Here is an 18,395-nt window from a genome sequence, read left to right as displayed (position 1 = left end):
ATTGGTGTCCAGCCCTGCCCCGCTTGCCACGTACAGCACCTGCGGCTCCTCAGTGACTCCGCGAGCGTTATGAAAACATCTAGGCCATGCCGGCCTTGCCTTCAAACTCAATTGGTCTCCCGCTGGAGAAGTAACGGCCGAGTTAGATGTGATAAAAAAAAGACGCCCGCATTACCGGGCGCCTTTGATAAGTGATTGCAGGCAGGTCAAGCGTTTTATCGCTGCTTGGACTTCAGAATCTGAAGGTCATCCAGCCGCCGAAGAACGTGGCATCGCCGAACCCGGCATCCTCCATCGATGACGAAGCGAGGAACCGCTCGGCACGCGCGGTGAAAGATACGTAGCGGTTGACCTTCCAGGTCGTGTTGAGGCGCAACAGGTCACCGGTGTGTTTGCCACCGATCAGCTGAGTACCGGCGTACGGCGCGCCGGTGCTGGTGTAGACGGCATCGCGGGTGTCCTCGCGCCAAACCCGCTGGTACTGCAGCTGCACGCTAGTGGTTTTGGTCGGCGCGAACTGGAAGATCGGCGCAAACGCCATGTAGTTCGATGCGCCGAACCAGGTTCCCCAACTGTGATACGGGCCACTGCCGAACAGGATCGAACTGTTGTGCAGCGTGCCGGTGCCGTAGGCGCCGCCGCCGGAGCTGAGGTCGGCGTGGAAGCCGAGTTGCGGTGACCAGCCCTGCGTGGACAGCTTCCAGTTGAAGGTCGAGTACGCCGAATAGGCGCGCAGGTCGCGGTCGCCGAAGTCGCCGGTCTGGTAGATCGCCGCGGTGTCGAAGGTCAGCGCGCCGTGCGTGCCGTAGAAGTGCACGCCGAAGTAGTCGCGCGTCTCCTTGGCGGCCTTGCCGCCCCAGGCCTTGTTGTCATCGCTGGCGTGGAACCAGAACGGGTCCAGGTACAGGCCAGTGCCCGCCAGCCGAAAGCCGGCCAGCACGCCGCTGAAACGTTTGCTCGACAGCGTGCCATCGTCGAAGTAGCCGCTCTGTTGGTCCACGTAGCGGTAGTCGAACACGTCCAGGCGCTTGTCCGCGCCGATCGCCCAGGCACGCACGCCGTCGAACGTGATGCGGGTGTTGGCATTCTCGCGCGTGGTTACCAGCCACTGCGGACCATCCTGGAAGTCCTGGCGTCCCACGCGCATACCGACATCGGCATCGCCCCACTTGCCGGTCAGGTCGACGAAGGCCTGCTGCAGCGTGGCGTCGTCTTGTTGTGAGACCGGCTTGCTGGTGACGTTGCGGCCGTCGTAGCTGCCGTGCGCCAATTCTGTAAATGCACGGAAATGCTCGCCCACGTGCAGGTCCGCGCCGAGGAAGGCGCGATACAGCCAAGGCGACTGCGAGGCCGCGCCGTCGCGCAGGCCGATGGCGCTGTAGTAGTTGCCACGGAAGCGCTGCTCCATGCTCAGGCTGAGATAGGCGCTACCGCTGTCGTTGAACGGGATGTACTTGAGCCCGTCGAACATCCCGGTGCGCTTGGCTGGATCGCGCAGCACGGACCAGTCCTCGACGTAGCGCGACAACCAGGTGTCGGCACCGGTCTTGCCGCCCCAGCCCTGCGCGGCCAGCGGATACCCCGCATCCTTGCTGGCGACCTGCGCCTGCGCGGTGGGCGCGCCCGCCGCCATGGCAATGGTGATGAATAGCGTGATCTTGCGCTTGTGCACGGCGCTCCCCCTCCCGAAGGTCTTCATGCGACGCGGTTGGATGCTCCGCGCCAGTCGTGGTTGTTGGTAATCACCGCATCCAGGTCCAGCGTGTCTTCGCCGGGGATGCGGATGCGCTTGTATTTCATCTCCGGGGCATCGACCGGAATCGTGGCGTCCAGGCCCATCTTTGCGCCCACGCCATCGTCGGTAGACGGATCGAGCTTGGAACCCTGCGAGTTGCCGATCACGACCAGGTCGCGGTCGGCCTGGAAGCGCGTGGACACCGCCCACTCGACTTCCTGCGGGTTGTGGATATCCACATCGGTATCCACCACCACGACATGCTTGATGTCGTAGTGCGCGGCGAACGCGCCGAGGATGACGTTCTTGCCCTCGCCGTTCTGGCGCTTGGCCAGCTTGACGTACAGGTGGTAACGGCCGACGCCGCCCAGCGCCAGATGTACGTCCTGCACGCCGGGAAAGCTGCGCTGCAGTTCGTTGAGGATGGTGGCCTCGCGCGGGATCGCACCCAGGAGCAAATGCTCCAGGCCACCGCCGACGATGGTGTGGAACATCGCGTCGCGGCGATGGGTGATCGCATCGACCTCGATCACATGGCGGCGCGCGCGCTCGCCGTAATACTGGGGGAACTCGCCGAACGGGCCTTCTTCCTCGCGTTCGTCGGCCAGCAGGCGGCCTTCGATGATGATCTCGGCATGCGCCGGCACGCGCACTTCGTTGGTGGTGCACTTGACCACCTCCAGCGGCTGGCCATGCAGCGCACCGGCGATCTCCAATTCGTCGTGATCAACCGGCACGATTGCCTGCGAGGACAGCAACGTGGCCGGGTCCACGCCGATGGCGATTGCCATCTGCAGCGGCTTGCCGTCCTTTTCGGCCATGCGGTAGTAGTGGTCGGTATGGCGCGGAAGCAGCAGCACGCCGATGCGGTTCTTGCCGCTGATCTGGCAGCGGTGGATGGCGACGTTCTGGATGCCGGTTTCCGGGCTGCGCGAAATCAGCAGGCCGGCGGTGATGTAGGCGCCGCTGTCGTGTTCGTTGTGGGTCGGGATCGGCAGCTGCTTGAGCAGGTCGACGTCGGTGTGCACGACCTCTTGCGCCGGCGCGTCGGTGACTTCCTTGAAGGGGATCGGATTGGATGCGGCGTGCTGGAAGCGGGCCAACAGATCCTCCTGCGCCACGCCCAGGGCCTCGGCCATCCATCCACGGTCGGAGACGATGCCGGAGATGACCGGGATCGCATGTGCGCCATCGGGATTGGGGAAATACGTGGCCTGGCGGCCATCCAGCTTGTGCGCGACCGCGGCGATCTGGTGGCGCAGCTTGAGCCCGTCTCGCGCCACGGCCAGTGCACCACGCTCGGATAGGCGGTCCAGCCATTCGCGCAGCGACAGCGCACCACTCGTACGCACGGTTTGGGAATTCGAATCAGCCATGGTTGACTCCATCGTTCTGCCGCGCGCCAGGGACTGCGCACGTGGTGTGTGAACACCGGCACGCCCCTGTGCCGGCGGGAAATTGCAGGGGGATCGCCCGGACGCCATGCGCCGCGCGATCCTGCGGCGTCAGAGCGTCTTGCCGCGCGTTTCGGGAATGACCACCGCGCCGATCAGGTAGATCAGCCCGATCACGCCGGTGAACACCGCCAGCACAGTCGGGATCTGCTCAGGCGTGGCGCTGGCGAGGGAGACGAAGGTCGGCATGGTGCCGCCCAGCGCGAAACCGATGTTCCAGCTCAAGCCGGTGCCGCTGGCACGCAGATCGGTGGAGAAGCGCTCGTTGAGGAAGATCATGATCGGCGCGATCGCCGCGCCGCCGATCAGCGAGATCGCCACCGCGTACAGCAGCACCCTGTCGACCGATCCGGCTACACCGCTGACGCCATGGAACAGCAGCGGCAGGCAGACCATCGCGGCCAGGCCGGCGACCAGGAAGCTCGGTTTACGGCCGACCTTGTCGCTGAGCCAACCGAAGCACAGCGAGCTGACGATCACTGCCACCGAGCCCCACATCAGGATGTGCGAGCTCTGCCCGTGCGGCACCTTGGCGACCAGGTTGAGCAGCGTCGGCAGATAGCCGGAGGTCAGGTAGTAGGTGGCGCCGCCACCGAAGGTGATCAGCAGGTTGACCAGCATGATCTTGCGGTATTCACGGCCGAACACGCGGCGCACCGGCGAGAGCTTGGGTGCCGCCGCGACCTTGCCGCTGACCTTGGCCTCCTGCAGCTGCTTCCAGACCGGAGATTCCTCCAGAAACTTGAACATGATCAGGCCGAAGGCCGTGCTGATCAGGCCGGTGAAGAACATGAAGCGCCAGCCCCATTGATCGAACTGCGCATCGGGAAAGATGCCCGACAGCACGAAGTACGCGACCGAGGCCATCAGCGCGCCGATTCCCGCGCCGGCTCCGCCGACCAGGCCGGACACCAGGCCGCGGTACTGCGGTGGGATCGATTCGGTGCCGATGGTGTGGGTGGAAGCCACGATGCCGCCGACAAACAGGCCTTGCACCACGCGCAGGGCCAGGAACAGCACCGGCGCCAGGTATCCGACTTGCTCGATGGTCGGTAGCACGCCGAAGGCGGCGGTGGCCAGGCCGACGCCGACCATTGCCACCATCAGCGCGATCTTGCGGCCCTTGCGGTCGGCATAGGCACCGAACACGGCCGAGCCCAGCGGACGCACCAGCAGCGCCACCGCGAAAGAGGCGTAGACCGCCGCCAGCGACAGCGTGGGCGTATGCGAGGGGAAGAACAGCCGGCCCACGATCGGGGCGACATACAGCAGCAGAAACAGGTCGAACAGGTCGAGCGCCCACCCGAAGGTGGAAGCAAATGCTGCGAGCAGCACCTTGCGCGGTGGAATGGGCGCAGCCGCCTCCGCCGCCCCGCCTGGCGAGGTCATGGTTCCGCTCATGTTTCCCCTCCTCGGAAATGGATGAACGTTGCTCAAGTTGTAGCCGTGCGCGGCCAAGGCCGCATGGGCATCGCGCCTTGCGGCGTTGGCCTGCCCGACGGGCGCACCCCGGAAGGGGCAATGGCCGCAGCCTCGCCCAGGCAATCGATAATTCCAAATAATGAATTTAGATATGATCCATCAAATTTTCTGACTTCATCCCGGGAGGGGGCGATGGACCTGCGGCAGATCAACTACTTCCTGGCGCTGTACGAAGAAGGCAGCGTCACGCGCGCGGCCCAGCGCATGAACGTGGTCCAGCCTGCGCTGTCGATGCAGATCGCCAAGCTGGAGCGGGAGCTGGAACAGAAACTGTTCGAGCGCACGCCCAAACGCATGGTGCCGACCGCGGCCGGCCGCACCCTGCATCGGCTGGTGACGCCGATCCAGCGCGACCTGGCCGCTGCGATGACGCATATGGCCAACCTGTCCGGCACGGTCTCGGGCGAGGTGTCCATCGGCGTGCTGTCCTCGGTCACGCGCAGCGTGATCCCCGCGGTGCTGATGGCCTACTCGGCCGACTATCCCGAGGTGCGCATCTCCATCGCCGATGGTTATTCGCAGACTTTCATCGAGTGGGTCAACACGGGGCGCCTGGACCTGGCGGTGATCAACCGGCCGGCGCGGCGCCTGGGCCTGGAGATGATCCCGTTGCTGGAAGAAGAGATGGTCCTGGTCGGCGCGCGCGGCAACGTGCCGCCGCCGATCCGCTCGCTCGGCGACGTGACCGCGCTGAAGCTGGTGCTGCCGTCCAAGCGCCACGGCCTGCGCGCCGAACTGGAGCGCCATATGGCCGGTCTCACGGTCGAACTGGAACCGCAACTGGAGATCGACTCGACCGACTCGATCGCCGACCTGGTCGCACGCAGCGACTGGTTCACCGTACTGCCCAGCATCGCCGTGCACCGGCAGCTGCTGGACGGCTCCCTGGTCGGTTACTCGATCGGTCGCTCCCGCATCACCCGCCACTTGGTGGTCATCCACCAGGCGCGTCACCCGTTGGGTCCGGCAGCCACGCTGCTGGTCGAGCGCCTGCGCGATGCGCTGCACGACACTCGCGCATCGCTGGAGCCGATTCTCATCAGATCATCTGATAAAAAAGATAAGGACTGATTATTAGACTTGATGATAGTGCCGCGCTAGCGTCGCCTCTGGGAGTGGCGCGCCATCCGCGGGCGTGCCGCCGCCGAACTTCGATTCCTCGGGGCGCGGCGGTCGGGAGGCGCGGTGGGATGCAGCGTGCATCGACGCGGCCGCGGGCCGTTGCCGTTACGCACCAGGCGTCCTGCCACCGACGCGTCCGGATCGTCGTGCGCCACGCACACAGGACCGCCTCCGTGACCCGTTTTCCCGCCAAGCACTGGATCGACGGCACCGCCGTCGGCACCGTCTCCCTCCCCAGCGAAGACCCGGCCAACGGCGCGGTCCTCGGCCAGTACGCCGATGGCGGCACCGCCGAAGCGCAGGCCGCGATCAACGCGGCGCGGCGCGCGTTCGACCACAGCGCCTGGGCCGCCTCGCCGCGTCTGCGCCAGCGCGTGCTGCTGGACTGGGCCGCTGCGCTGCAGGCGCGTGCCGGTGAACTCGCCGAATTGCTGACCCATGAGAACGGTAAGGTCATCGCCCAATCGCGCGGCGAAGTGGCCGGGGCGATCTCCGAAGTGGAGTACTACGGCGGCCTGGCCCGTCACATCCCCGGCCATGTGCTGGAGCCCGAGCCCGGCGTGCTCTCCACGGTGCTGCGCGAGCCGGCCGGCGTGGCCGGCATCATCGTGCCGTGGAATGCGCCGGCGGTGCTGCTGGTTCGCGCGCTTGGCCCGGCGCTGGCCGCCGGCTGCACGGTGGTGGTCAAGCCGGCCGCGCAGACCACGCTGTTCAATGCCGCGATCCTCGCCCCGCTGCTGCAGCATCCGCAGCTGCCGGCCGGGGTGGTCAACGTCTTCAGCGAGGCCGGCAGCGCCGGCGCCTCGCTGCTGGCGACCTCGCACAACGTCGACGTGATCTGCTTCACCGGCTCGACCGCGGTGGGCAAGACCATCATGCGCAACGCAGCCGACAGCATGAAGAAACTCTCGCTGGAACTGGGCGGCAACTCGGCCTGCCTGGTGTTCCCCGACGCGGACTTGAACGCGGTCGCGCCCAAGCTCGCCGCGGCCGCCACCATCATCTCCGGCCAGCAGTGCACCGCCGCGCGTCGCGTGCTGGTGCATGCAAGCAAGCTGGCGGAAATGAAGCAGGCCCTGGCCGGCGCGCTCGACGCCCTACGCCTCGGCCCGGGCATCGATCCGGCCACGCAGGTGGGCCCGTTGATCGATCGCCGCTCGCGCGACACCGTCGCCGCACAGGTCGCCAAGGCCTGCGAGCACGCCGACGAAGTGCTGCTGCGCGGCGGCGTGCCCGACGGCGCGCTGGCCGCCGGTGCGTTCTTCAAGCCCTCGCTGGTGTATCACCGCGACAGCAGCGCGGATTTCGTTCAGGAGGAGATCTTCGGACCCTTCCTGGTGCTGGAATCCTTCGAGGACGAAGCCGAGGCGATTGCGCGGGCCAACCATACGGTGTTCGGCTTGTCGGCCAGCGTGTGGACCCACGACGGCGCGCGTGCCCTGCGCGTGGCGCGTGCGCTGCGCAACGGTACGGTGTGGATCAACGAGCACAACAAGCTGCTGGCCGAGGTGGAAACCGGCGGCTATCGACAGAGCGGCCTGGGCCGCCTGCATGGCTACGACGCGCTGGCCGACTTCACCGAACTCAAGCACATCTACCAGGCGCCGGGCGTGGCCGGCACCGGCCTGTAATGGCCGACTCAGGAGAAAACCCGATGCGTGCAGACCCGCACCAGAATCCGCCGATGATTGTCGGCATCTCCGGCGCCAGTGGCGTGATCTACGGCGTGCGCCTGCTGGAAATGCTCAAGGCCCTGCAGATTCCCTCGCACCTGGTGATGTCCAAGTCCGCCGAGATCACCATCGCCCACGAGACCGACCTGAAGATTGCCGACGTCAAGGCGCTGGCCACGCAGGTCCACGCGCATCACGACATCGCCGCGGGCATCTCGTCGGGCTCGTTCCGCACGCGCGGCATGATCATCGCCCCGTGCTCGATGCGTTCGATGTCCGAGATCGCCACCGGCGTGACCTCCAGCCTGCTGACCCGCGCCGCCGACGTGGTGCTCAAGGAGCGCCGCCGCCTGGTCCTGATGGTGCGCGAGACGCCGCTGCACACCGGCCACCTGCGCAGCATGACCCAGCTGTCGGAGATGGGCGCGATCATCGCCCCGCCGGTGCCAGCGTTCTACGCGCGGCCGTCGTCGATCGATGAGATGGTCGACCACACCGTCGGCCGGGTATTGGATCTGTTCGAGATTGAGACGGGGACGGTGAAGCGGTGGCGGCAGGGAGTGGATGTCGCGGTGAGCGAGGAGAACTAGCGGTCACGTGTTGGTTGCCGTGACGTGGTGATTGGCGCTGCTTGCGGGTGTTGGCGATGGGCGTTCGTCACCTCGATGAGCCCGCAGTTCCCTGGCTTTTGCTGCCGACGTTCTCAGTGCGAAGGCTGTCGCGCGGCTTCGGCCGTGTGACCTACGCTTTTCACCTTTGTTTGGGTTGTTGGCTAAGAGCAAAGGCTTTCGTGCCGCTTCGCGGCCCGAAAGCCCTTGATCTTGCCTTTGACCTGCGCCTGCATCGCACGTAACGCTCAGAAGAAGGCGAAGCAAACGACCATCCAACACCCAAATGCCATGCCGAGCTAGACGTGACAAGCATCAAGCCCGCAGCATCCCTTCCGCGATCTTCTCCGCAATCATGATCGTCGGAATATTGGTATTGGCCGATGGCAGTCGCGGCATCACCGATGCATCGGCCACATAGAGGTTCTCCATTCCGATCACCCGGCCAGCATGATCCACCACCGCCTCCGGGTCGCCCGCCTGCCCCATCCGGCAGGTCCCACTGGCGTGCCACACGCCGAACACGTTGGCGCGCACGAACGCCTCCAACTGCGCATCATCGGCCAGCACCGCCGCCATCGACCGCCCACCGTTCATGAAGCGCCGCAACACCGGCCCACGCAGCCCCGCCGGCACATCCAAAATCGCCCCCAGCACCTGCGTCAGCAGCGCATTGCGACGCGTGACCGCACTGAGCTTCTTGATGGCGGGCGTGAAGCCGGCCGGGAACAGGTCGTCGAGGCTGGGATTGAGCGCCTCGCACACCGCCAGGCGTACCAGCTGGCGCACGCCGTGCATCATCCGTTGCAGATCGGCCGGCGCGGACAGCAGGTTCAGATCGACCCTGGGATAGTCATCGGGCGAAGCCGACACCAGCTGCACGCTGCCCTGCGACTGCGGCTGGTTGCACCACAGGAACAACAAGCTCAGGCGCTGGCCCAGCGCATGCCAACCGGCGCGGGCCGATGCAGTCAGATACATGTCAGATGCGGTTCCGCCCTCAATGCCGGAGCTGTAGCGCATGGCGACGAAGCTGGCGCGGCGGTAGCTGGCCGGCAGCCGCAGCGCACGCGGCAGGTACTGGCACAGCGTCAGCGCGGGATGATCATGCAGATTGCGGCCGACGCCTGGGCGATCGGCAACGACGTCGATTCCCAGAGCCGCCAGCGTCCTGCCTTCCCCGATGCCGGCACGCATCAGCAGCGCGGGCGACTGTAGCGCGCCGGCGGTAAGGCTGACCCGCCCTGCCCGCACCACCTCGCGCGCGCCGGCGCGCTCCAGCTCGACGCCGACCACGCGACGGCCTTCAAACCTCAGGCCGACCACGCGTGCGTTGGCGCGGATCTCCAGGTTGTGGCGCGCGCGTACACCCGCGTCGAGGTACCCCATCGCGCTGGAGACGCGCCGGTCGTGTTCGTTGGAGAACGCTGGCGGGAACAGGCCGTCGTCGAAGTCGCCGTTCTGGTCCAGGCGCATCGACAGTCCGCTGGCCGACAGCGCCTGGGTCACCGCCACGGCATAGGGCGGGAAATCCTGAGGCTTGATCCGCCGGATCGGGATGGGGCCTTCAGCGCCATGCAACGGGCCGTTGCAGTCGAGATCGCGTTCGAGCCGGCGGAAGTAAGGCAGCACGCCACTCCAGTCCCATCCCTTGGCGCCCAGCGCGGCCCAGGTGTCGTAATCGCGCGGCAGACCGCGGTTGGCCGCCTGCACGTTGATGGACGAGCCGCCGCCCATCACCCGGGCCTGTTCATAGGCGCGCGACAAGGTGCGGCCTTCCGAGGTGCGCGTGGTCGAGGCCGACAGGCCCGGCCAGATATAACGCGCTCCGTGAAACAGCGCCATCGGATAGCTGTCGAGCAGCGCCGCAGGCACGTTGCCCGGCGGCGTGTCGACGCCGGCCTCGACCAGTAGCACGCGTCGGGAGGGATCGGCAGAAAGCCGGTTGGCAAGCACGCAGCCCGCCGAACCACCGCCGACGATCACCTCATCGAACACCTGCGTCATCGCACTCCCCTCCGCGGCCCGCGCCACGCGGCGCAGGCCTGGAAAAAAATCCACGCGCGCCGCACGCGCGTGGGACGACGGCGCGGCGCGCATGCGCGGTCGCGCCTGGCGGGCGAAGCGATCAGCTACCCTGGAAATTCGGCTTGCGCTTGGCGTGGAACGCCTCGACGCCTTCGCGGAAATCGTCCGAGCTGCGCAGGCGGCTATAGCAGTGACCTTCCAGCTCGATGGCGATGGACAGCGAAGAATCTTCGGTATCGTTGAGTAGCTTTTTGGCGGTGCGCTGGGCCAGTGGCGAGAAGCCGACCAGCTCCTTGACCAGCGCGTCGGTGGCAGCCTCCAACTCGCTATCGGCGACCAGTTCAGTGGCGATGCCCCAGTCATAGGCCTGTTGCGCCTTGATGCGCTTGGAGCGCATGACGATGTCCTTGGTGCGGGTGATACCGACGATCTTCTGCAAGCGCGCCGAACCGCCCGACCCCGGGATCTGGCCGAGCTTCTGCTCGGGCAGCGCGTATTCGACCGTCTCGGAGACGATGCGGAAATCGCAGGCCAGCGAGATCTCAAAGCCCACGCCGAAGGTGTAGCCACGGTTGGCCGCGATCACCGGCTTCTTGGCGCGCGCGGGGGCGGCAATGTTCCAGGCCAGATGCGAGACGTGTTCGGGCGAAGCTTCAAGGAAACCCATGATGTAGCCGCCGGAGGAGAAGTGCTCGCCTTCGGCGCGCAGCACGATCACGCGCACGCGGTCATCGGCATCGAGCTGCTCGAATGCCAAGCGCAGCGCGTCGCGCTGCTCCATGCTGATCGTGTTGAACGGCGCGCGTTCCAGCACGATGTCGCCGCGCTGAGCGTCGGCGTCGACTTCGATGCGGAAGCCGTCGTGGGTTTCGGTGGTCTTGGACATGGGGTTCTGCCTTGTGGGAACGTGAAAGGTAACGGCTCAAGGGGCCGGAGCGTATTCGCCCGCGGTGAGCTTGCGGCGCAGCAGCTTGCCGACCGGCGATTTGGGGATGTCCTGTACGAACACGAAGCGGCGCGGACGCTTGAAGTTGGCCAGTTTTGAGTCGCGGCACCAGGCGTCGAGCTCTTCCTGGGTGACCGGAGCGCTGGCCTTGATGAAGGCGGTGACCACACTGCCCCAGCGCTCGTCGGGCAGGCCAACCACGGCCACCTCGTCGACCTTGGGATGCAGCGAGAGATGGCTCTCGATCTCCACCGGCGAGACGTTTTCGCCACCAGAGATGATCATGTCGTCGACGCGGCCGGTGACGAACAAATCGCCCTCCTCGTCGACATAGCCGGTGTCGCCGGTGAAATACCAGCCGTCGCGCAGCGATTTTGCATCGGCATCCGGGCGGCGCCAGTAGCCCTCGAAGGCCTCGTCGCCGGCCAGCAGCGCGACGATCTGGCCTTCCTCGTTGACCGCGGCGCGCTCGTCGCCCGAGGTCGCCTCCAGCTTGACCACCCGGATCATCTGGTTGATGCCTGAGCGTCCGGCGCTGCCCGGCTTGCCGGCCGCGTCGTCCTCGATGGTGAAGGTATAGACCTCCGAGGAACCATAGTGATTGACGAACAGGTCGGGCCTGAAGGCCTGGTCCAGCTTCCGCAACAAGCCATCGGTCATCGAGGCACCTGCATAACCCAGCTTGCGGACCGAGGCTACGTCGGTGTCGGCAAAACTCGGGTGGTGCACAAGATCGTGGTACAGCGTCGGCACCAGGTACAGGTTGTCGATCTTTTCCTTGGCGATCAGCTTCAGCGCACCGGCCGCGTCGAACTTGGGCAGGCACACAAAGACGCCATTGGTGATCGAGCTGGCCAGCAACGAGCGCACGCCCATCGTGTGATACAGCGGCATCACGCCCAGCGTGCGCTCGCCGTTGCCATAGAGGTTCTGAGCGACGTGGGCGATGGCCGCGGCGCGCTCGGCGCGGTGCCGGCGCGGCACGCCCTTGGGCTTGGACGTGGTGCCCGAGGTGTAGAGCATCAGCGACCAATCGTCGGCACTGGCACGCGGCGGGGCCGGCGGCGCATCCAGCTCCAGCCAATCGGCGAAGCGCTGCGCGCCCGGCCGATCGATGTCCAGGGTCACATGCAGCACCGATTCGTCCAGGCCGGCGGCGGCAATCGACTTTGAAGGCGCGTCTTCATAGACGATGACGCGCGCCTCGGCGTCGTGCACACAGAAACCCACGTCCTCGGCCGTTGCGCGCCAGTTGAGCGGGGTGAGGATGACACCGGCGAACTGGCAGGCCCAGTGCAGCGTCGCCGCTTCCCAGCGGTTGCGCAGCACGCTGACCACGTGATCGCCGTGCTTGACGCCCGCCGCGTCCAGCGCGGCCACGACGGACGAGATGGCGTGGTACCACGCCTCGTAGCTCAGGCGGGTATCGCCGTCGACGATGGCGAGGGCCTTGGGATTGCGTTCGACGCTGGCCAGGAAACTGGTGCCGAGATCAAGCATATGCGCGTTCCTCCTTCAACCGCTGCTGCGCATGCAAGGCGGCCTTGATAATGGTGGCGTAACCCGTGCACCGGCACAGGTGCCCGGACAACATTTCTTTGAGTTCACGCTCGCTCGCGTCGGGCTGCGCGCGTAGGAAGCCATCCAGCGACATCAGGATGCCCGGCGTGCAGAAGCCACACTGCAGACCGTGGTGTTCGCGGAAGGCCTCCTGCAGCACACCCAGCGTGTGGCCTCCGTCGGGCGAGAGGCCCTCGATGGTCTTCACGTCAGCGCCGTCGCTCTGCACAGCCAGCGCCAGGCATGAGCGGGCCGGCAGACCATCGATCAGCACGGTGCAGGCACCGCAGACACCGTGCTCGCAGCCCACGTGGGTGCCGGTGGCGCCCAGCTGGTGGCGCAGGAAGTCGGACAACAGCATCCGCGGTTCGGCCTGCCCTTCGACCTTGCGGCCGTTGAGGGTGAGGCTGACCGCGTGGCGCATGCTGGCAATCAGTTTCGGCATCGCAGTGCCTCCTCGATGGTCTCGCGGCCCAGGCGGCGCACCAGCTCGCGGCGATAGCGCGCGGTGGCGTGCAGGTCGTCGCGGGCTTCTAGGTCCCAGGCGTACTGGTTGAGGGCGTCGTCGAAATCCGATGCGCCGGGCAGCGGCAGCTCACGAACGTTGGGAATGTCGGCGACGCCGCCGACGCCCAGGCGCACGCCGGTATGGGTGGCAACTGCGGCGCAGGCGACGATGGCGAAATCGCCGTGGCGACGGCCGACCTCACGGAACGCATAGCCGGTGCCCGGCTGTGCGGCGGGGAACGTTACCGACTCGATCAGCTCAGTGTCGCCACGCGCGGTGGCCATCATGCCGACGAAGAACTCCGAGGCCGGGATCGAACGCGCTTTCTTACGATGGCGTAGCTGCAGCGTGCCGCCCAGGGTCAGCAGGCACAGCGGCTGCTCGGCACTGGGATCGGCATGAGCAACCGAACCGACCACGGTGCCGCGGTTGCGGGTCTGCGCGTGGCCGACCCACGGCAACGCCTTGGCCAGCAGGGGCAAGCGCGGATCGCGCGTGGCCCAGTCCAGCAGCCTGGCCTGGCGCACGCCGGCGCCGACACGGATACCGGCGTCAGTCGCTTCGATCTTCGAGAGCGATTCGACGTGCATCACGTCCACCAGCAGCGCCGGCTTGGCCAGGCGCATGCTCAGCATCGGCACCAGCGACTGGCCACCGGCGATGATGCGCGCCTGGTCGCCGTGCTCGTGCAGCTGCGCCAGCACGTCCTCGCGCGATTCGGCGCGGAGATAGTCGAACGGCGCGGGCTTCACAAGTTGACCCCGAACTTGCGCAGCACGCGCTTGAACCAGCCGACAAGGCCACCGCGGCCGCCGCCGGCCTTGGACGCAAGCCCGTCGAACAACTGGCCGATCACCACCTTGGCCGCGCCGTCCAGCAGGCGCCCGCCGATGGACGCGACCTTGCCACCGATGACAACCTCGTACTGGTAATGGATTTCGGTCTGGCCGGGCGTCGGTTCCTTCAGGGTCACTGCACCGCTGCCGTTGCCGAAGCCCAGCGCGCCGGTGGTGGTGCCCTTGAGCGTGAGCGACTCGGGCTCGTTCAAGTCGTACAGGCCAACCTTGGCCTTGTAGCGCCCCTTGACCGGACCGATGCCGAGGGTGACGTCGGCAGTGAACTCGGTCGGTGACGGCTTCTCGATGCCGTGCGCGCCGGGAATCACCGAGGCCAGCGTATCCGGGTCCAGCAGCATCTCCCACACCTGCTGGCGCGGGGCGGACACCTTGGCGATGCCTTCGCCGGTGAGCTTGCGCTCGCCGGGCTTGGCCGGCGGCGCGGCTTTCTTGGCCAACGGCCGCTTGGGCGGTGCTTCCTCACCGTGCAGGTGCAACGCTAGGCGCGAGGGCAGCAACGGCAACTCGACGTCACTGATGGACAGCGCATCGGCGACGGCATTGGCCAGGCACACCGGCGTGGACATGCAGTTGCCCTCGCCCACGCCTTTGGCGCCCAGCGGCGTAAACGGCGACGGCGTCTCGTGATGCAGGATCAGCGGCGAGACCACTTCCATGGTGGTCGGCACCAGGTAGTCGGCGAAGGTGCCGGAAAGGAAGCTGCCGTCGGCACCGTAGCTGTGTTCTTCGTACAGCGCCGCGCCCAGCGCATGCGCGTAGCCGCCGTTGACCTGCCCCTCGACCATGCCCGGATGCAGGATCCGGCCGCAGTCGTGCATGGTCACGTACTTGTCGATGCGAACTTCAGCGGTGTCGCGGTCGATCTCGATGCCGCAGAAGTCGAAGATGAAGCCGTGGCACAGCGAGCTGTTGACGCCGTCCTGCGCATCCGGCGCGGTGAGCTGCGGCGGCGTCCAGAATGCGGTCTCGCGGATCGCATGATCGACGTCGTCCGGCAGCGTGCCAGGTGCCCAGTGGCTGCTTGATGCCACGCGCGCGAAGGGCAGCGGCTTGGCTTCGCTGTCCTTCCGCCGCAGCGTGCCGTCGGCAAACTCGATCTCGTCCCACTCGCACTTGAGCTGCGCGGCGGCGATCTTTGCCAGCTTCTCGCGCAAGCGCGTGGCGGCGATATGCGCGGCGCCAGCCACGGCGGCGGCGAAACGGCTGGAATAGTTGCCCGAGGCGATCGACCAGGCATCGCGCGCGGTGTCCATCTCGGTGACCACGCGGATCTCGCGCGGGGTCAAGCCGAAGACATCGGCGACCACCTGCGAGATCACGGTGCGATGGCCCTGGCCCTGCGGCACCGAGGCCACGTGCACGCTGACCGAACCGACCGCGTCGATCTGAATCGTCGCGGTGGCCTGCGCGCCATTCTTCGGACCGGCCTTGGCGCGCTGCTCGGGCGTGAGCACCGCGGTGATGTAGCCCATGTTGGACACGCTGGGCTCGACCGCGGCGGTGAAGCCGATGCCATAGTGCCGCCCCTCGGCGCGCGCGGCGTCACGGCGCGCGATCAGCTCGGCCAAGCCCCCCGCTTCCACCGCGCGATCCACCGCGGTGAGGTAGTCGCCGGAATCCAGCAGCGCGCCGGTCGCAGTGCGATACGGAAACGCCTCGGCCGGCACCAGGTTGCGACGGATCACCTCGAGCGGATCGAGGTCGAGTTCGACGGCGATACGCTGCATCAGCCGTTCCAGCGCGAAGTACACCTGCGGACCGCCAAAGCCACGGTTCAGGCCCGTCGGCATCTTGTTGGTCAGGACCACGCGGTTGCGGATCGACACGTGCTCGATCGCGTATGCGCCGGTCATGTTGCCGTGCATGCGGTACAGCGTGGCCGGTTCGGGCGCGCGCAGGTGCGCGCCGCAATCCTCCAGCTGGTCCCAAGCAAGGGCACGTACGCGGCCTTCGGCATCGACCGCGGCCTCCAAGGTGGTGTCGCGGTTGGTCGCGCAGACCGAGGCGGACAGGTGCTCCAGCCGGTCCTCGACCCACTTCACCGGGCACCGCGCCACACGCGCGGCGGCGGCGATCAGCACGATGTAGGGGAAGATGCCCTGCTTGATGCCGTAGCTGCCACCGGACTCGGGTGGCGTGCGCAGGCGCAGGCGGTTGCCAGGTACCTTCAGCGCCCGCGAGATCACTGCGTGGATGCTGAAAGGGCCCTGGAAGTTGGCCAGCACGTCGTAGCCGTCGATGCCAGGGTCGTACTCGGCCAGTACGCCATAGCACTCGATCGGCGTGCAGCTGTTGCGCGGATAGCGCACGTCCACCGACACGCGGTGCGGCGCCTGCGCAAAGGCTGCTTCCGGATCGCCATAGCGGAACGACCGCTCGCTGGCGATGTTGCTGCCCAGCCCTTCGTGCAGCACCGGCGCGTCGGTGGCGACGGCCCGCTGTGGATCGACCACCGCGTCCAGCGCTTCGTACTCGACCTCGATCAGATCCATGGCGTCTTCAGCCAGATAGCGATCTCGTGCAACCACGATCGCCACCGGCTCGCCGACATAGCGCACGCGGTCGGTCGCGATGGGCCAGCATTCAATCGGCGCCTTGACCCCGACCACGAGGCTGGTGGTGAGCGCCTGAATGTCCTCGCCGGTCAGCACGGCCGACACGCCGTCCAGCGCACGGGCGTTATCCACATTGATGCTGACCAAGCGCGCGTGGCCGTGGGGCGAACGAAGGATGGCCGCGTGCTGCGTGCGCGGCGGCACGCCGACATCATCGAAATAGCGGCCACGCCCGGTCAGGAGGGCGGCGTCTTCCACGCGAGGCAGCGAGCGCCCAGTCCATTGACCGGGCGTCACCGACGCATCGTGCTCGAGCGTGTCAAGCGGGTTCATCTTGCCTTTGCGCTTAACGGGCCTGCGACCGGCTTGCCGCCGAACAGGTGGCTCAACGTCATCACGACCAACGGGATGGCCAGAGCGACATAAGCGTTATCGATCCCGAAGGGGTTACCGGCCAAGAACCAGCCGATCGTGCCGATCAGTGACAGCGCGATGCTGATGATGGCGCCGGTACGGGTGCCGAAACGCGGTGAGTAGAACGCCATGAACACCAGCACCGCCAGCGAGGCCCTCAGCGCCTTGGCCAAGAAGGTCACCTTGACTACGTCGGCCGCGAACAGCGCCAGCAGCAGAGGGAGGACGCCGACCAGCACCGTGGCCGCACGCACGAACAGCAGCGAGCGTGGATGCTCGGCGTCGCGTTTGGTGATCGGCAGGTAGAAGTCCTTGAGCAGCAGCGTAGCCGTGCCGATGTTGAGCGCGGAGATCGTGCCAAACACGGCCGCTGTCAGGCCGGCCACCACGAAGGTCGCAAGCAGGCGATCCATGCCGGACACCAGTGACGGAAATGCCTGCAGCGGCGCGACATCCGGATACAACACCAGCGCGCACATGCCGCACAGTGCCGCTGCAAAGCCGAACGGGATCAGGTACAGCGAGGCGAAGACCGACGCCACCCGTGCCTTGCCGCCATCATTGACCGTGGCGATGGCCTGGATCACATATTGGGTGGCGAAGGTCGCGCCAGCGCCGGCCACAAGCCACGCGATGATCTGCGGCCAACCGACCTTGGTCAACGACCAGAACTCCGGCGGCACCTTGGCCTGTAGCGCCTGCCAGCCACCGACCTGGTCCACGCCAAACCACAGGGCGAAGAAGATGCCGGTAAAGATCACCACGCCATGGATGACGTTGGTATAGATCACCGAGCGCATGCCACCTACGCCGACATAGATCGCCGCCAGCGCGCCCATCACGATGGTCCCCAGCTTTCGATCGACGCCCAACAGCGGTGCCAGGACCGCGCCGCCGCTGGCATAGGTCGACACCGCCACGATCTGCAGCGCGAAAATCATGATGATCGACGTGGCAACCTTCACCCGCGGACCATAGGTTCTGTCGAGCACGCCCGAGATCGTGTTCTCGCCCAGCTCTTTGTACTTGCGCGCCAACAGGAAGGAAAAAATCAGGAAGCCGATACCAAGCACCGCGATGTTCCAGCCGGCGGAGATGCCGTACTGGTAGGCGTACTGCGCGGTGCCGACGCTGGCTGTGGTGCCGATGAACTCGGACATCAACAGCAGGCCGATCAACGCCGCTGGTATGGTGCGCTGACCATGCCCGGTACCGGAGGTGTACGAACCGGCGTTACGCGAATAGCGCAGCGACCAGAAGCTGACCAGGCTGAGCGCCACCATGTAGGCCGCCACGCCGGCGAGAACGAACCATCGGGCCTCATGCATGTGCGCGACCCTCCGCCAGTACGTATCGGACAAGTCCTGCGTCTATCGTTTGCTTCGGTTTCATTTCCTCCCCTCCCAGGAAAGCGTCATGACGCGAATCAATATGCGGTGGACCGCGGTCGCTT

General features: G+C 66.4%; 13 protein-coding genes. 3 read left to right on the top strand and 10 right to left on the bottom strand.

The annotated features are described in order from the left end of the window. Positions 1–232: 232 nt before the first annotated feature. The 3 genes from PJ250_RS17395 to PJ250_RS17385 form a co-directional block, all read right to left on the bottom strand. Entirely contained in the window at positions 233–1,672 is a 1,440-nt protein-coding gene (locus PJ250_RS17395) for an alginate export family protein (RefSeq protein ID WP_271645858.1), read from the bottom strand. A gap of 23 nt (positions 1,673–1,695) precedes the next feature. Further along, positions 1,696–3,111: a UbiD family decarboxylase gene (locus PJ250_RS17390; protein ID WP_271645857.1), complete on the bottom strand. Its 1,416-nt coding sequence runs from the start codon at positions 3,109–3,111 to the stop codon at positions 1,696–1,698. A 129-nt stretch (positions 3,112–3,240) separates the two neighbouring features. Next, complete coding sequence (locus PJ250_RS17385) at positions 3,241–4,590, bottom strand: MFS transporter (RefSeq protein ID WP_271645855.1); 1,350 nt, start codon at positions 4,588–4,590, stop codon at positions 3,241–3,243. A gap of 213 nt (positions 4,591–4,803) precedes the next feature. Between PJ250_RS17385 and PJ250_RS17380 the strand changes: the two genes are divergently transcribed. The 3 genes from PJ250_RS17380 to PJ250_RS17370 all read left to right on the top strand — a co-directional run bounded on the left by PJ250_RS17380 (position 4,804) and on the right by PJ250_RS17370 (position 8,056). After that, positions 4,804–5,742 (top strand): LysR family transcriptional regulator, encoded by a 939-nt coding sequence (locus PJ250_RS17380; RefSeq protein WP_271645853.1) that lies wholly within the window; start codon positions 4,804–4,806, stop codon positions 5,740–5,742. A gap of 224 nt (positions 5,743–5,966) precedes the next feature. Then, positions 5,967–7,424, top strand: coding sequence for an aldehyde dehydrogenase family protein (locus PJ250_RS17375; RefSeq protein ID WP_271645852.1), 1,458 nt, complete (start codon positions 5,967–5,969; stop codon positions 7,422–7,424). A 23-nt stretch (positions 7,425–7,447) separates the two neighbouring features. Next, a complete protein-coding gene (locus tag PJ250_RS17370; protein WP_271645851.1) occupies positions 7,448–8,056 on the top strand; it encodes a UbiX family flavin prenyltransferase in 609 nt (202 codons plus the stop codon). A gap of 333 nt (positions 8,057–8,389) precedes the next feature. Here the strand turns inward: PJ250_RS17370 and PJ250_RS17365 are convergent, their stop codons facing one another. From PJ250_RS17365 to PJ250_RS17335, 7 genes are all read right to left on the bottom strand, one after another. Further along, positions 8,390–10,081: a GMC family oxidoreductase gene (locus tag PJ250_RS17365; RefSeq protein ID WP_271645850.1), complete on the bottom strand. Its 1,692-nt coding sequence runs from the start codon at positions 10,079–10,081 to the stop codon at positions 8,390–8,392. Between the two features lie 121 nt (positions 10,082–10,202). Continuing rightward, positions 10,203–10,988 (bottom strand): enoyl-CoA hydratase/isomerase family protein, encoded by a 786-nt coding sequence (locus PJ250_RS17360; RefSeq protein WP_271645849.1) that lies wholly within the window; start codon positions 10,986–10,988, stop codon positions 10,203–10,205. A gap of 36 nt (positions 10,989–11,024) precedes the next feature. Next, positions 11,025–12,548 (bottom strand): AMP-binding protein, encoded by a 1,524-nt coding sequence (locus tag PJ250_RS17355; protein ID WP_271645848.1) that lies wholly within the window; start codon positions 12,546–12,548, stop codon positions 11,025–11,027. After that, positions 12,541–13,053, bottom strand: coding sequence for a (2Fe-2S)-binding protein (locus PJ250_RS17350; RefSeq protein ID WP_271645847.1), 513 nt, complete (start codon positions 13,051–13,053; stop codon positions 12,541–12,543). The genes PJ250_RS17355 and PJ250_RS17350 overlap by 8 nt, the downstream gene beginning before the upstream one ends. Continuing rightward, positions 13,041–13,868, bottom strand: coding sequence for an FAD binding domain-containing protein (locus PJ250_RS17345; protein ID WP_271645846.1), 828 nt, complete (start codon positions 13,866–13,868; stop codon positions 13,041–13,043). Before PJ250_RS17345 ends, PJ250_RS17350 begins: the two co-directional genes overlap by 13 nt. Continuing rightward, positions 13,865–16,861, bottom strand: coding sequence for a xanthine dehydrogenase family protein molybdopterin-binding subunit (locus PJ250_RS17340; protein ID WP_271645845.1), 2,997 nt, complete (start codon positions 16,859–16,861; stop codon positions 13,865–13,867). The genes PJ250_RS17345 and PJ250_RS17340 overlap by 4 nt, the downstream gene beginning before the upstream one ends. Further along, entirely contained in the window at positions 16,858–18,270 is a 1,413-nt protein-coding gene (locus PJ250_RS17335; protein WP_271645844.1) for a sodium:solute symporter family protein, read from the bottom strand. The genes PJ250_RS17340 and PJ250_RS17335 overlap by 4 nt, the downstream gene beginning before the upstream one ends. Positions 18,271–18,395: the final 125 nt, after the last annotated feature.

Source organism: Pseudoxanthomonas sp. JBR18, assembly GCF_028198165.1.
GTDB lineage: Bacteria > Pseudomonadota > Gammaproteobacteria > Xanthomonadales > Xanthomonadaceae > Pseudoxanthomonas_A.
The sequence above is the reverse complement of the archived record's forward strand: the minus strand, read 5'-3'. Positions and strand labels throughout refer to the sequence as shown.

Coding starts and splice junctions, on each gene's coding strand:
- PJ250_RS17390 (WP_271645857.1), bottom strand. CDS start 3,111: ATGGCTGATTCGAATTCCCAAACCGTGCGTACGAGTGGTGCGCTGTCG.
- PJ250_RS17380 (WP_271645853.1), top strand. CDS start 4,804: ATGGACCTGCGGCAGATCAACTACTTCCTGGCGCTGTACGAAGAAGGC.
- PJ250_RS17370 (WP_271645851.1), top strand. CDS start 7,448: ATGCGTGCAGACCCGCACCAGAATCCGCCGATGATTGTCGGCATCTCC.
- PJ250_RS17335 (WP_271645844.1), bottom strand. CDS start 18,270: ATGCATGAGGCCCGATGGTTCGTTCTCGCCGGCGTGGCGGCCTACATG.
- PJ250_RS17350 (WP_271645847.1), bottom strand. CDS start 13,053: ATGCCGAAACTGATTGCCAGCATGCGCCACGCGGTCAGCCTCACCCTC.
- PJ250_RS17340 (WP_271645845.1), bottom strand. CDS start 16,861: ATGAACCCGCTTGACACGCTCGAGCACGATGCGTCGGTGACGCCCGGT.
- PJ250_RS17365 (WP_271645850.1), bottom strand. CDS start 10,081: ATGACGCAGGTGTTCGATGAGGTGATCGTCGGCGGTGGTTCGGCGGGC.
- PJ250_RS17355 (WP_271645848.1), bottom strand. CDS start 12,548: ATGCTTGATCTCGGCACCAGTTTCCTGGCCAGCGTCGAACGCAATCCC.
- PJ250_RS17360 (WP_271645849.1), bottom strand. CDS start 10,988: ATGTCCAAGACCACCGAAACCCACGACGGCTTCCGCATCGAAGTCGAC.
- PJ250_RS17385 (WP_271645855.1), bottom strand. CDS start 4,590: ATGAGCGGAACCATGACCTCGCCAGGCGGGGCGGCGGAGGCGGCTGCG.